9 protein-coding genes are annotated in these 14,815 nt (G+C 71.0%); 5 read left to right on the top strand and 4 right to left on the bottom strand.

Translation table 11 applies throughout. From position 1 onward, the window contains the following. Positions 1-316: 316 nt before the first annotated feature. Positions 317-3,145 (top strand): preprotein translocase subunit SecA, encoded by a 2,829-nt coding sequence (gene secA, locus IH45_RS0140370; RefSeq protein WP_030681256.1) that lies wholly within the window; start codon positions 317-319, stop codon positions 3,143-3,145. A gap of 231 nt (positions 3,146-3,376) precedes the next feature. On the opposite strand, the gene IH45_RS01000000144655 is transcribed toward secA, so the two are convergent. After that, entirely contained in the window at positions 3,377-3,901 is a 525-nt protein-coding gene (locus tag IH45_RS01000000144655) for an Rv3235 family protein (protein WP_032919342.1), read from the bottom strand. A 286-nt stretch (positions 3,902-4,187) separates the two neighbouring features. On the opposite strand from IH45_RS01000000144655, the gene IH45_RS0140360 reads away from it, so the two are divergent. Together IH45_RS0140360 and IH45_RS0140355 are read left to right on the top strand one after the other, a co-directional pair. Then, positions 4,188-4,694, top strand: a complete 507-nt coding sequence (locus tag IH45_RS0140360) for a DUF6912 family protein (protein ID WP_030681250.1) — start codon at positions 4,188-4,190, stop codon at positions 4,692-4,694. Between the two features lie 95 nt (positions 4,695-4,789). Further along, positions 4,790-5,482: an HAD family hydrolase gene (locus IH45_RS0140355; protein WP_030681247.1), complete on the top strand. Its 693-nt coding sequence runs from the start codon at positions 4,790-4,792 to the stop codon at positions 5,480-5,482. Positions 5,483-5,555: 73 nt separating this feature from the next. Here the strand turns inward: IH45_RS0140355 and IH45_RS0140350 are convergent, their stop codons facing one another. Next, positions 5,556-6,122 carry a DJ-1/PfpI family protein gene (locus IH45_RS0140350; RefSeq protein ID WP_030681244.1) on the bottom strand — a complete coding sequence of 189 codons (567 nt, stop codon included), beginning with the start codon at positions 6,120-6,122 and terminating at the stop codon, positions 5,556-5,558. 544 nt (positions 6,123-6,666) lie between these two features. On the opposite strand from IH45_RS0140350, the gene IH45_RS0140345 reads away from it, so the two are divergent. Then, positions 6,667-11,643, top strand: coding sequence for an NAD-glutamate dehydrogenase (locus IH45_RS0140345; protein ID WP_030681241.1), 4,977 nt, complete (start codon positions 6,667-6,669; stop codon positions 11,641-11,643). Between the two features lie 141 nt (positions 11,644-11,784). On the opposite strand, the gene IH45_RS0140340 is transcribed toward IH45_RS0140345, so the two are convergent. Together IH45_RS0140340 and IH45_RS0140335 are read right to left on the bottom strand one after the other, a co-directional pair. Continuing rightward, the gene (locus IH45_RS0140340) at positions 11,785-12,603 is read right to left on the bottom strand and encodes an ABC transporter ATP-binding protein (protein ID WP_030681239.1); all 819 of its coding nucleotides are present in this window, start codon (positions 12,601-12,603) and stop codon (positions 11,785-11,787) included. Further along, complete coding sequence (locus IH45_RS0140335; RefSeq protein ID WP_030681237.1) at positions 12,596-13,531, bottom strand: ABC transporter permease; 936 nt, start codon at positions 13,529-13,531, stop codon at positions 12,596-12,598. The genes IH45_RS0140340 and IH45_RS0140335 overlap by 8 nt, the downstream gene beginning before the upstream one ends. A gap of 291 nt (positions 13,532-13,822) precedes the next feature. On the opposite strand from IH45_RS0140335, the gene IH45_RS0140330 reads away from it, so the two are divergent. Continuing rightward, positions 13,823-14,455, top strand: a complete 633-nt coding sequence (locus IH45_RS0140330) for a TetR/AcrR family transcriptional regulator (RefSeq protein ID WP_030681234.1) — start codon at positions 13,823-13,825, stop codon at positions 14,453-14,455. Positions 14,456-14,815 lie beyond the last annotated feature (360 nt).

The following is a 14,815-nucleotide window of genomic DNA, read 5'->3' as shown; positions in this document are numbered from 1 at the left end:
TACGATGGCCGTTGCGGCGGGGCCTGCCCCTTGGAAAAATGCCGCGCCCGCGCACCCTCCCCCTGCCTGCGGCGGGGGGGAACCCCCACCCCGGCACCTTCCGCCCCCCTCGCGCGTTCACCTTTGCGGAAGCTGTGCACCGGGGAGCGGTGCGCTTCGCGGCGGTGGACCTCCCGGCCGGATGGGGTCCTCCTTTACGATGGCCGTTGCGGCGGGGCCTGCCCCTTGGAAAAATGCCGCGCCCGCGCACCCTCCCCCTGCCTGCGGCGGGGGGTACCCCCAGCGCCAGGCCCGACCGGCAAGGAGACCAGCCCAAGTGTCCGTCTTCAACAAGCTCATGCGTGCAGGCGAAGGAAAGATCCTGCGCAAACTGCACCGCATCGCGGGCCAGGTCAACTCCATCGAGGAGGACTTCGCGGCCCTCTCCGACGCAGAGCTGCGGGCGCTCACCGATGAGTACAAGGAGCGGTTCGCCGACGGCGAGTCGCTGGACGACCTGCTGCCCGAGGCGTTCGCGACCGTCCGTGAGGCCGCCAAGCGTGTGCTCGGCCAGCGCCACTACGACGTCCAGCTGATGGGCGGCGCGGCCCTTCACCTGGGGTACGTCGCCGAGATGAAGACCGGTGAGGGCAAGACCCTGGTCGGTACGCTGCCCGCGTACCTGAACGCGCTCTCCGGCAAGGGCGTGCACCTGATCACGGTCAACGACTACCTGGCCGAGCGCGACTCCGAGATGATGGGCCGGGTCCACAAGTTCCTCGGCCTCACGGTCGGTTGCATCCTGGCCAACATGTCGCCCGCCGAGCGCCGCGAGCAGTACAGCCGCGACATCACGTACGGCACGAACAACGAGTTCGGCTTCGACTACCTGCGCGACAACATGGCCTGGTCGAAGGACGAGCTGGTGCAGCGCGGCCACAACTTCGCGATCGTCGACGAGGTCGACTCGATCCTGGTCGACGAGGCCCGTACGCCGCTGATCATCTCCGGCCCCGCGGACTCCGCCACCAAGTGGTACGGCGACTTCGCCAAGTTGGTGCAGCGCCTGAAGAAGGGCGAGCCCGCCAACCCGCAGCGTGGCGTCGAGGAGACCGGCGACTACGACATCGACGAGAAGAAGCGCACGGTCGGCATCCACGAGTCCGGTGTGACCAAGGTCGAGGACTGGCTGGGCATCGACAATCTGTACGAATCGGTCAATACGCCGCTCGTCGGGTACCTGAACAACGCGATCAAGGCCAAGGAGCTGTTCAAGCTCGACAAGGACTACGTCGTCATCGACGGCGAGGTCATGATCGTCGACGAGCACACCGGCCGTATCCTCGCCGGCCGCCGCTACAACGAGGGCATGCACCAGGCGATCGAGGCGAAGGAAGGGGTGGAGATCAAGGACGAGAACCAGACGCTCGCCACGATCACCCTCCAGAACTTCTTCCGCCTCTACGACAAGCTCTCCGGCATGACCGGTACGGCCATGACCGAGGCCGCCGAGTTCCACCAGATCTACAAGCTGGGCGTCGTCCCGATCCCGACGAACCGCCCGATGGTCCGCAAGGACCAGGCCGACCTGATCTACCGCACCGAGGTCGCCAAGTTCGCCGCGGTCGTCGAGGACATCGTCGAGAAGCACGAGAAGGGCCAGCCGATCCTGGTCGGCACGACCTCCGTGGAGAAGTCCGAGTACCTCTCCCAGCAGCTCGACAAGCGCGGCGTGCGCCACGAGGTCCTCAACGCCAAGCAGCACGACCGGGAGGCGTCGATCGTCGCCCAGGCCGGCCGCAAGGGCTCCGTGACGGTCGCCACGAACATGGCCGGCCGCGGTACGGACATCAAGCTGGGTGGCAACCCGGACGACCTCGCCGAGGCCGAGCTGCGCAGCCAGGGCCTGGACCCGGTCGAGCACGTCGAGGAGTGGGCGGCCGCGCTGCCCGCCGCCCTGGAGAAGGCCGAGGCCGCGGTCGAGGCGGAGTTCGAAGAGGTCAAGAGCCTCGGCGGGCTGTACGTGCTGGGCACCGAGCGTCACGAGTCGCGCCGTATCGACAACCAGCTGCGCGGCCGCTCCGGCCGCCAGGGCGACCCCGGCGAGTCCCGCTTCTACCTCTCCCTCGGCGACGACCTGATGCGCCTGTTCAAGGCCCAGATGGTCGAGCGGGTCATGGCCATGGCCAACGTCCCCGACGACGTGCCGATCGAGAACAAGATGGTGACGCGCGCCATCGCGTCCGCGCAGTCGCAGGTCGAGCAGCAGAACTTCGAGACCCGTAAGAACGTCCTGAAGTACGACGAGGTCCTCAACCGGCAGCGCGAGGTCATCTACGGCGAGCGCCGCCGCGTCCTGGAGGGCGAGGACCTCCAGGAGCAGGTCAAGCACTTCATGGACGACACGATCGACGCCTACATCCAGGCCGAGACGGTCGAGGGCTTCGCGGAGGAGTGGGACCTGGACCGCCTGTGGGGCGCGTTCAAGCAGCTCTACCCGGTCAAGGTGACGATCGAGGAGCTGGAGGAGGAGGCCGGCGACCGCGCCGGCATCACCTCCGACTTCATCGCGGAGGCCGTCAAGGAGGACATCCACCAGCAGTACGCGGCCCGTGAGGAGCAGCTCGGCTCCGACATCATGCGCGAGCTGGAGCGCCGCGTGGTGCTGTCCGTCCTGGACCGCAAGTGGCGCGAGCACCTCTACGAGATGGACTACCTCCAGGAGGGCATCGGCCTGCGGGCGATGGCCCAGAAGGACCCGCTGGTCGAGTACCAGCGCGAGGGCTTCGACATGTTCACCGCCATGATGGAGGGCATCAAGGAGGAGTCCGTCGGCTACCTGTTCAACCTGGAGGTCCAGGTCGAGCAGCAGGTCGAGGAGGTCCCGGTGGCGGACGCCGAGGAGCGCACCTCGCTGGACAAGGACGCGCAGGACGCGGTGCCCGCCGGCGCCGGCCGCCCGGAGATCCACGCCAAGGGCCTGGAGGCCCCGCAGCGCCCGGACCGGCTGCACTTCTCCGCGCCGACCGTGGACGGCGAGGGCGGTGTCGTCGAGGGCGACTTCACCAGCGAGGACGCGGCCCCGGCCCGCTCGGAGTCGGACGGCCTGACGCGCGCCGAGCGCCGCAAGGCCCAGAAGAGCGGCGGGCGTCGCCGCAAGAAGTGACGTCACCAGGCGCTCCACGGAGCGCGTGAGGCCGGGGCGCCGTGGCATCGAGCTGCGGCGCCCCGGCCTTTGCGGTGGCCCACGGCTGCGAAGCGGGCGGCCTCCGGCTGTGAGGAGGTGTCCTGCGGCTACGGGGCAGATGCCTGTACGGCTACAGGGCAGGTTCCCTACAGCTACGGGACGGATGCCCGTACGGCTACGGGGCGGACCGGCTCACCAAACCCGACCGGCTCACCAGACCGGACCGGCCGGACCGATGTCCAGGGCGGCGCAGCGCCACCGGGCGTCGCCGCCCCGCTCCAGCCGGAAGGCGAGGGCGCGCAGCCGCTCGCCGGAGGCGATGCGGGCGAACGCCTCGATGACGTCCGGGCGCGGTCGGCACAGGCCGCAGTGGCGGACCGCCGGGGCCGGCGCGCGACGGCCCGCGCGGGTCTCCGTGGGCCGCAGCGGCGCCTGCGGGGCCAGCTCGACGAGGCGGTCGTACGCGGCGGGCAGCGCGTGGCCCAGGAGGGCGTGCACAGGGCGCCGGCCACTGAGGGTGAGCAGCAGCTGCTCGGCGAACCACTCGTGCGGCGCGGGCGGGGATGCCCGGCGCAGGCCGGTGGGGGACGGGGCGGTACGCGGCCCGGCCGGGCGCCGGGAATCGCGGCGCCCCGGCGGACCGGTACGGGGACGGCCCGGCCCCGCGGTGGACGCGCCCCTGGAGGAGCGGACGCGGTTGGGCGTACGGGCGTCGGACTGGCTGGTGACGATCACGGTGGGCCCCCGTTCGGCCGGCCCGGTCGATACCGGGCAGTAGCTTAGGTGGGGTTCTTCTACCGACGGCGCGACGACAGCGGCAAGCGCCCGCTGCCGGGTCGGGCGCAGGGCCGCCGATTCACCCGTCAGAGGGATGGCGGGAAGTGATAGGGGTGCGCGGTGTTCCGCGTACGGTGCCGGGCGGTGCCGGGGTGGAGGGCGCCGGAGCACGACGGGGGACGCGCGCCCGTATGCTGGCCGGGCAGTTTTTCCACAACCGGCGAAGTGAGCGGAAGCGGCAGCCATGCGCGTGTATGTCCCCCTGACCCTGCCCGGACTCGCGGCGGCGCACGAAGCCGGGGAGCTGGGCCCCGGCCCGCTGGACGCCTACGCCGTCACCCCCGCGCTGCGCGAGTGGTACGTCTCCGACGACATCGAGGAACTGGAGTACGCGGCGCTCAACCGGGCCGCGCAGGGCTCGCTGCGCCGGATCGCGGCCGATCCGCAGGCCCCGCGGCGCCGGGTCGTGGTGGCCGTGGACGTACCGGACGGCGCGGCCGTCGCCGACCCCGACCGCGGCCTGGACCAGGCGGCGCTGGGCGAGGTCCGGATCGCGGGACCGGTGCCGATGGCGAAGGCCGCCGCGGTGCACGTGGACTCCGACGACGCGGCCGAGGACGTCGCGGCGGCCGCCGCCGCGCTGGGCGCCGCCGACCTCGGCGACGACGACGCGCGGTTCACGGTCGACGGCGCGGAGGACCACGACCTGATGTGGTTCGGCGTGCAGGAGATCCCCAACCTGATCGCCTGATTTCTTCCGTCTTCCTGATCGCCGGACGGCCCGCGGATCCCGTGCCGCCACCGCCCGTGACTGAGCTGTCAGTGGTCACGGGTACGGTCTTGGGCATGGGGACGCACGTGACGCACATCGTCTGGGACTGGAACGGCACGCTCTTTCACGACACCGACGCGGTGATGGGCGCGACCAACGCCGCCTTCGCCGAGCTGGGGCTGGCCCCGATCACGCTCGAACGCTACCGGGAGCTGTACTGCGTCCCGGTACCGCGGTTCTACGAGCGCCTCATGGGCCGCCTGCCGACGGACGCGGAGTGGCTGGTCATGGACGAGGCGTTCCACCGGCACTACGCCACCCACCGGCCCGCCTGCGGGCTCGCGGAGGGCGCGGAGCGGCTGCTGGAGAGCTGGCAGCTGGCGGGCCGCAGCCAGTCGATCCTGAGCATGTACGGACACGACGAGCTGATGCCGCTGGTCCGGGGCTTCGGCATCGAGTCGCGCTTCGTGCGCGTGGACGGCCGTACGGGCCCCTCCGGCGGCAGCAAGAGCGAGCACATGGTGCGCCACCTCGCGGCCCTGACCGCCGGGCCCGCGGCGCCGGACGGGACCGGCCGAATAGACCCGGCGCGTACGGTCGTGATCGGCGACGCGGTCGACGACGCCGTCGCGGCCCGCCACGTCGGAGCGCACGCGGTGCTCTACACGGGCGGTTCGCACAGCCGCGCCAGCCTGGCGGCCGCGGGGGTCCCGGTGGTGGACACCCTCGCGGAGGCGGTGGAGGCGGCCACGGAGATCGCCGCGTAGCCGGACGTCGCACGCAGGCCGGGCCCGTGGCGGCGCCCGGTCCGTGGCGAAACCGCGAGCCCGCCCCGTACCCCTACGAAACCGGCGCCTTCGACCGCAGCACCGCGATGAATTCGCGCATCCACCCGGAGTGGTCCGGCCAGGCGCGGGAGGAGACCAGCGTGCCGTCGACGACGACCTCGGCGTCGCGGAAGGTGGCGCCGGCGCTCTGCATGTCCATTTCGAGGGCGGGGTAGGCGGTGACGCGGCGCCCGTTGAGGCCGCCGATGGCGGCGGTCAGCAGCGGGCCGTGGCAGATCTGGGCGACGGGCTTGTCCGCGTCGAAGAAGGACTTCACCAGCTTGCGCAGCTCGGGGTCGTTGCGCAGATATTCGGGCGCCCGCCCGCCGGGCACCACGAGGGCGGCGTACTGTCCCGGGTCCACCTCGGAGAAGGCCAGGTCGGCGGGCCAGGTGTAGCCGGGCTTCTCGGTGTAGGTGTCGAACCCCGGTTCGAAGTCGTGCACGACCAGGTGCAGCGTCTTGCGGGCGGGCGCGGCGATGTGCACGTCGTAGCCCTCCTCGCGCAGCCGCTGGTACGGGTAGAGGACCTCCAGGGACTCCGCCGCGTCGCCGGTCACGATCAGGATCTTGGCGGCCATGCCGTCCACCTCCGCTGGGGTTGCGTGGCCCGCGCGGACGTGCTGTTCATCACATTCGCGCGCGGATCGGGCGCTCCTCGGTGTCCCGCTCAACGTCCTCCGGATCGCCGTGCTTGCCAAGCCCCCGCGGGATACCGTGGGATTCCAGGGGTGGCGCGGCCACACCGCGTCGCTGTCCGGATCGTCAAATTTCGGCTAGTGGTTTTGTACACAGCTGGACCATGACGGCACCCGTACCGAGAGCGATAGCCTTGCATCGTGATCAGCGCGATAACCCGCGGGGGCATCGAGGCCCTCGCCCTGCGCCCGGAACAGCAAGGCGGCCGGGCGACCGCTGATCGTTGCGACCGCGGCCGTACGCCGGCTCCCTGTGGAGCCGCGCCCCTCGGCCGGGTCAGCGCTCATCGCGGCACGGCGTCGTCTTCGACCGGACTCTTCCCCGCGCTGTGGCGGGGGAACCCTCACCGGTCGCCCCGGTGCTGTGCAGCTTCCACGGATCTCATCCACGACGTCACGCAACGGCGCGCGACAGGAGCCAGAGGACATGCAGACCAAGCTGGACGAAGCCAAGACCGAGCTGCTCGCGCGGGCCGCCCGGGTCGCTGAAAGCAGCCCGGCCGGGGGACAGGCACCGGTACAGGGCCTCGACCCGGACACCCTCCTGGGATACCTCCAGCGCTACTACCTGCACACCGCGCCGGAGGACCTCACCGGCCGTGACCCGGTGGATGTCTTCGGCGCCGCGCTCTCCCACTACCGGCTGGCCGAGAATCGCCCCCAGGGCACCGCGAACGTACGGGTGCACACCCCGACGGTCGAGGAGAACGGCTGGACGTGCAGCCACTCCGTCGTCGAGGTCGTCACCGACGACATGCCCTTCCTCGTCGACTCGGTCACCAACGAGCTGTCGCGTCAGGGCCGCGGCATCCACGTCGTGATCCACCCGCAGGTCATCGTCCGCCGCGATGTGACCGGCAAGCTCATCGAGGTCCTCGACAACACGTGCGACCTGCACGGCCGGACCGGCAAGGACAAGGCCGGAAAGGGCAAGGGCAAGGACCTGCCGCACGACGCGCTGATCGAGTCGTGGATCCACGTCGAGATCGACCGGGAGACCGACCGCGCCGACCTCAAGCAGATCACCAAGGATCTGCTGCGCGTCCTGTCCGACGTGCGCGAGGCCGTCGAGGACTGGGAGAAGATGCGCGACGCCGCGCTGCGCATCGCCGACGAGCTGCCCACCGAGCCGACCGCCGACGACCTGCGGGACCAGGAGGTCGACGAGGCCCGCGAGCTGCTGCGCTGGCTGGCCGCCGACCACTTCACGTTCCTCGGTTACCGCGAGTACGAGCTGACCTCGGCCCCCGGCGAGTCCGGCGACGAGGAGGACGTGCTGACCGCCGTGGCCGGCACCGGCCTGGGCATCCTGCGCTCCGACCCCGCGCACAGCGACGGCGACGACGGCCACCCCGTCTCGCCGTCCTTCAACCGGCTCCCCAAGGACGCGCGCGCCAAGGCCCGTGAGCACCGGCTGCTGATCCTGACCAAGGCCAACAGCCGCTCCACCGTGCACCGCCCCTCGTACCTCGACTACGTGGGCGTCAAGAAGTTCGACGCGGACGGCAACGTCGTCGGCGAGCGCCGGTTCCTGGGCCTGTTCTCCTCGGCCGCGTACACCGAGTCCGTACGCCGCGTGCCGGTGATCCGCCGCAAGGTCGCCGAGGTCCTGGACGCGGCCGGTTTCACCGCGAACAGCCACGACGGCCGCGACCTGCTCCAGATCCTGGAGACCTACCCGCGCGACGAGCTGTTCCAGACGCCCGTCGAGCGGCTCCAGTCCATCGTCACCAGCGTGCTGTACCTCCAGGAGCGCCGCCGGCTGCGGCTGTACCTGCGCCAGGACGAGTACGGGCGCTACTACTCGGCGCTGGTCTACCTGCCGCGCGACCGCTACACCACCGGCGTACGGCTGCGGCTGATCGACATCCTCAAGGAGGAACTGGGCGGCATCAGTGTCGACTTCACCGCCTGGAACACCGAGTCGATCCTCTCCCGGCTGCACTTCGTCGTCCGTGTGCAGCCCGGCGCGACGCTGCCGGACCTCACCGACGCGGACGCCGAGCGCATCGAGGCGCGCCTGGTCGAGGCCGCCCGGTCCTGGGCCGACGGCTTCGCGGAGGCGCTGACCGCCGAGGTCGGCGAGGAGCGCGCCGCCGAGCTGCTGCGCCGCTACAACCACGCCTTCCCCGAGGGCTACAAGGCCGACAACCCGCCGCGCAGCGCGGTCGCCGATCTCCAGCACCTGGAGAAGCTGGACGCGGGCGCCGGCAAGGACTTCGAGGTCAGCCTGTACGAGCCGGTCGGCGCGGGCCCCGACGAGCGCCGCTTCAAGATCTACCGCACCGGTGAGCCGGTCTCGCTGTCCAAGGTCCTGCCGCTGCTGAACCGTCTCGGCGTCGAGGTCGTCGACGAGCGCCCGCACGAGCTGCGCTGCGCCGACGGCACCACCGCCTGGGTCTACGACTTCGGGCTGCGCATCCCCGAGCGGATGAACGGCGACGACGCGCGCGAGCGGTTCCAGGACACCTTCACGGCGGTGTGGACCGGCCGGGCGGAGAGCGACAACTTCAACAAGCTGGTGCTGCGGGCCGGCCTGAACTGGCGCCAGGCGATGGTGCTGCGCGCGTACGCCAAGTACCTGCGGCAGGCCGGTTCGACCTTCAGCCAGACGTACATGGAGGACACCCTCTCCAACAACGTCCACACCACCCGGCTGCTGGTCAGCCTCTTCGAGGCGCGGATGTCGCCGGAGCGGCAGCGGGCCGGCACCGAGCTGATCGACGGGCTGCTGGAGGAGCTGGACGGTGCGCTCGACCAGGTCGCGAGCCTGGACGAGGACCGCATCCTGCGCTCCTTCCTCACCGTCATCAAGGCGACCCTGCGCACCAACCACTACCAGAAGAACAGCGACGGGCAGCCGCACGCCTACCTGTCGATGAAGCTCGACCCGCAGGCCATCCCGGACCTGCCGGCGCCGCGCCCGGCGTACGAGATCTGGGTGTACTCGCCGCGCGTCGAGGGCGTGCACCTGCGCTTCGGCAAGGTCGCGCGCGGTGGTCTGCGCTGGTCGGACCGGCGGGAGGACTTCCGTACGGAGGTGCTCGGCCTGGTCAAGGCGCAGATGGTCAAGAACACCGTCATCGTGCCGGTGGGCGCCAAGGGCGGCTTCGTCGGCAAGCGGCTGCCGGACCCGTCGGTGGACCGCGACGCGTGGCTGGCCGAGGGCATCGCCTGCTACAAGACGTTCATCTCCGGTCTGCTGGACATCACCGACAACCTGGTCGGCGGTGAGGTCGTGCACCCGGCGGACGTCGTACGGCACGACGAGGACGACACGTACCTCGTCGTCGCGGCCGACAAGGGCACCGCGACGTTCTCCGACATCGCCAACGAGGTGGCCGAGTCGTACGGCTTCTGGCTGGGCGACGCGTTCGCGTCCGGCGGCAGCGCCGGGTACGACCACAAGGGCATGGGCATCACCGCCCGCGGCGCCTGGGAGTCGGTCAAGCGGCACTTCCGCGAGCTGGGCGTCAACACCCAGACCGAGGACTTCACCGTCGTGGGTGTCGGCGACATGTCCGGTGACGTGTTCGGCAACGGCATGCTGCTCAGCGAGCACATCCGGCTGGTCGCCGCGTTCGACCACCGGCACATCTTCCTGGACCCGAACCCGGACGCGGCCACCTCGTACGCCGAGCGCCGCCGGCTGTTCGAGCTGCCGCGCTCCTCGTGGGCCGACTACGACACGAGCCTGCTGTCGCAGGGCGGCGGCATCCACCCCCGTACCGCCAAGTCCATCCCGGTCAACGCGCAGGTGCGGGCCGCCCTCGGCCTGGAGGCGGGCGTCAAGAAGATGACCCCCGCCGACCTGATGCGGGCCATCCTCCAGGCGCCGGTGGATCTGCTGTGGAACGGCGGTATCGGTACGTACGTGAAGTCGTCGGCCGAGTCGCACGCGGACGTGGGCGACAAGTCCAACGACGCCATCCGCGTCAACGGCGAGGACCTGCGGGTCAAGGTCGTCGGCGAGGGTGGCAACCTGGGCCTGACCCAGCTCGGCCGGATCGAGTTCGACCGCAACGGCGGCAAGATCAATACCGATGCGATCGACAACAGCGCCGGTGTGGACACCTCCGACCATGAGGTGAACATCAAGATCCTGCTCAACTCGGTCGTCGCCGACGGCGACCTGACGGTCAAGCAGCGCAACAAGCTGCTGGCCGAGATGACCGACGAGGTCGGCACGCTGGTGCTGCGCAACAACTACGCGCAGAACACCGCGCTCGCGCTCGCCCAGGCCCAGTGCGCCAGCATGCTGCCCGCCCAGGCGCGCTTCATCCGCCGCCTGGAGCGCGACGGGCACCTGGACCGGGCGCTGGAGTTCCTGCCCAGCAACCAGCAGATCAAGGAGCGGCTGAACGCCGGGCGCGGCCTGACCCAGCCCGAGACCGCGGTGCTCCTCGCGTACACGAAGATCACGGTCTCCGACGCGCTGATCCAGACCGGGCTGCCGGACGACCCGTACCTCCAGCACCTGCTGCACGCCTACTTCCCCAGCGCGCTGCGCGAGAAGTTCGCCGAGCAGGTCGACGCGCACGCGCTGCGCCGCGAGATCGTCACGACGGTGCTGGTCAACGACACCGTCAACTCCGGCGGTACGAGCTTCCTGCACCGCATGCGGGAGGAGACCGGCGCCTCGCTCGAAGAGGTCGTACGGGCGCACACCGCGGCCCGCGCGATCTTCGGGCTCGGATCGGTCTGGGACGACGTCGAGGCGCTGGACAACACCGTCGCCGCCGACGTGCAGACCCGCATCCGGCTGCACTCGCGGCGGCTGGTGGAGCGCGGCACCCGCTGGCTGCTCAACAACCGCCCGCAGCCGCTGGAGCTGTCGGAGACCATCGACTTCTTCGCGGACCGGGTGGCCGGGGTCTGGGCCGAGCTGCCGAAGCTGCTGCGCGGCGGCGACCTGGAGTGGCACCAGCGCATCCTGGACGAGCTGACCGAGGCCGGCGTGCCGATGGAGCTGGCCACCCGGGTCGCCGGGTTCTCGTCGGCCTTCCCGGCGCTGGACATCGTGGCCATCGCCGACCGCACGGGCAAGGACCCGCTGGCCGTCGCCGAGGTCTACTACGACCTCGGTGACCGGCTGCGCATCAACCAGCTCCTGGACCGCATCCTGGAGCTGCCGCGCAACGACCGCTGGCAGTCGATGGCCCGTGCCTCCATCCGCGAGGACCTCTTCGCCGCGCACGCGGCGCTGACCGGCGACGTCCTGTCGGCGGGCGGCGACTCGGCCACGCCGGAGGAGCGGTTCAAGGCGTGGGAGGAGAAGAACGCGGCGATCCTCGGGCGCGCGCGCACGACGCTGGAGGAGATCCACGGGTCGGAGGGCTTCGACCTGGCGAACCTCTCGGTCGCCATGCGGACGATGCGGACGCTGCTGCGTACGCACAGCTGACGGCCCGCACGCGGCCGTGACGGCGGCGCGGCCCGGTGGTTCCGGGCCGCGCCGCCGTCGTTTCCGCGAGCTGTGCCGCAGTTGTGCCGGACCGGTGATCGGTTCCGGTGCTCCACCGGCCGGCCGGCTGTGCCCGGCGCCCTACCCGGCGGACTTCTCGTACGCCGTGACGACCTCGTCCGTCGGGCCGTCCATGACCAGTTCGCCCTTCTCCAGCCACAGCACCCGGTCGCAGGTGTCGCGGATCGCCGTGTTGTTGTGGCTGACCAGGAAGACGGTGCCGGCTTCTTCGCGGAGTTCGCGGATGCGGGCCTCGGAGCGCTTCTGGAAGGCGCGGTCGCCCGTCGCCAGCGCCTCGTCGATCATCAGGACGTCGTGGCTCTTCGCCGCGGCGATGGAGAAGCGCAGCCGGGCCGCCATCCCGGAGGAGTACGTACGCATCGGCAGCGAGACGAAATCGCCCTTCTCGTTGATGCCGGAGAACTCGACGATGCCCGGGTAGCGGTCGCGGACCTCCTGGCGGGACATGCCCATGGCGAGCCCGCCGAGGACGACGTTGCGCTCGCCGGTCAGGTCGTTCATCAGGGCGGCGTTCACGCCCAGGAGGGACGGCTGGCCGTGGGTATAGACACGGCCGGCGGTGGGCGGGAGCAGCCCGGCCACGGCACGCAGCAGCGTGGACTTCCCGGAGCCGTTGGAACCGATCAGGCCGATCGCCTCCCCCTTGTGGGCGACGAAGGTGACGCCTTTGACGGCGTGCACCTCGCGCACCCCGGCGGAGGGACTGCGGCGGACGATGCGCTGGAGGGCCGCGGTGGCGCTGCCCTTGCCGCTGCCGCCGCCGTGCACCTTGTAGACGATGTGGACGTTGTCGCAGATGACGGTCGGGGTCCGGTCGTCGGCGGGGGCGCCGTACCCGGTTACGGGGGCGGGCGGGCGTTCCACGGTGGTCTCAGCCACGGCCGTACTCCTCCTCGGCCTTCCAGAAGAAGACGTATCCGGCGATGCCCGCCAACAGGGCCCAGCCCAGGGCCAGCGGCCACACGTGCGGCGGCAGGTCCTGCGCGCGCACTGTGTCGATCAGGGCGTAGCGCATCAGGTCGATGTAGATCAGGGCGGGATTGCAGTTCAGGGCGGCCGAGACGATGTGCGGCGCGCTGCCGGTGAACGCGGAGAGGTTGTAGAAGACACCGGAGACGTACATCCACGTACGCAGTACGAACGGCATCAGCTGCGCGGTGTCGGTGGTCTTCGCGCCGATCCGGGCCATGACCAGGGCGAGCCCGGTGTTGAAGACCGACTGGAGCAGCAGCGCGGGGACCATCAGCAGCCAGTGCCACGTCAGCGGCACGCCGCAGATCAGCACGATGGCCGCCAGCACGCCCATGGAGAACAGCAGTTGCTGGAGCTGGACGAGGGTGTACGCGATCGGCAGCGCGGCCCGCGGGAAGTGCAGGGCACGTACCAGGCCGAGGCTGCCGGAGACGGCACGGGTGCCGGCCAGGACCGCGGACTGGGTGAAGGTGAAGACGAAGAGCCCGGTGCACAGGAACGGGATGAAGTTCGGGATGCCGTGGCGGGTGTGCAGCAGCACGCCGAAGATCAAGTAGTAGACGCCCGCGTTGAGCAGCGGGGTCACCACCTGCCAGAGCTGGCCCATCCGCGCCGTGGTGTACGTGGCGGTCAGCCGGGCCGTGGCGAAGGCCGCGATGAAGTGCCGGCGCGCCCACAGGCGGCGGGTGTACTCCCGCAGCGGGGGCCGCGCGCCGCTGACGGTCAGCCCGTGCCGCTCGGCCAGCGCGCGCAGCTGAGGGTCGGGCGGGAGAGCGGTCGGGACCACGGACGGCGCCGCTGCGGTCCGGTCCGGTGGGGCGAGGGTCTGGGACATGGGGTGGTCGCTTCCGGGGAGGTGGGAGGTGGGGCGGGCCCGTTTCGTTGTTTCGTATGCGTCGTCCCGGGTGGGGCGGGGCTAGGCGACGGGACGGGTCCGTCGCGTCGTTACGTACGCGTCGCGTCCGAGCGGGTTGCGACGGGACGGGCCCGTCCCGTCCCGTCGCGTGGCTATGCGAATCGGCGCGGGGCGAGCGATAGAACGCACCCGTATCGTCGTAACGCTGGCGAGCCTACGGCTGCGCTACGTCGAAACGCAACCGTTGCGTCGCGACGCTAGGATCAAGGCATGGCAAAGGACGGCAGTGAAGTGACCAGGGCGCCGGGTGTGACGGGCGGCCGGCGGATGCCGGCCGGGGCCGCGGTGCTGCGTGAGGAGAAAACCGAGGCGATCCGCGCCGCGGTCTTCGAGGAACTGGCGGCGGTGGGGTTCGCGCGGATGTCCATCGAGGGCATCGCCCGGCGGGCGGGAGTCGGCAAGACGGCGGTCTACCGGCGGTGGCGCTCCAAACTGCACCTGGTGCTGGACGTGGTCTCGGCGGTGGCCGCCGAGGGGCTGCCGTCGCCGGACACCGGGTCGCTGCGCGGCGACGTCCGCATGCTGCTGGAGGTCGTGGCGCGCGCGCTGCGGCACCCGATGGCGGCGCAGATCATCCCGGACCTGCTGGCCGAGGCGGCGCGCAGCCCGGAGATCGCCGAAGCGCTGCGGACCGCCCTGCTCGACAGTCAGCAGGGCGTCGCGGCGGCGATGGTGGCCCGCGCGGTGGAGCGCGGCGAACTGCGGTCCGGCGTCGACGCGCGCCTGGCGCTGGACCTGATGACCGGCCCGCTGTACTGGCGCCTGCTGGTCGTCCGCGACGAACTGCCGAAGGGCTACCTGGACGAACTGGCCCTCGCGGTGGCGTCGGCCCTGGAGGCGTGAGGGCGGGGGCCGGTGCGTCGGGGGGATGGGGCCTGGTTCGTCGGGGGAGTGGGAGTCCCGTCCGTCGGGGGAGTGGGAGCCCCGTCCGCCGGAGAGCGGAGGGCGGAGGGCGGAGGGCGGAGAGTGGAGCCCGGAGAGCTGGAGTGGAGCGCGGAGTTCGGGCCGTCGGAGGGTGGAAGCCCCATACTCCGAAGGTGTGATTCTCGGGTCTCCGGTTCGCCGAAGTGTGGACCGGCCCGGCGGGCGCCCGGCGCCCGGTGATCGGCCGCGCCCCTGCGTAACCGAATGCGCCCGCCCCGCCCTGCAATCGGCCAGGCCCCCGCACCCATATGAACCCCCGCCCTCCGCACCACCCCAACG

Origin of the sequence: Streptomyces rimosus subsp. rimosus, assembly GCF_000720725.1 — a bacterium.
Taxonomy (GTDB): domain Bacteria; phylum Actinomycetota; class Actinomycetes; order Streptomycetales; family Streptomycetaceae; genus Streptomyces; species Streptomyces rimosus_A.
This window is presented reverse-complemented; position numbering and strand designations above follow the sequence as displayed.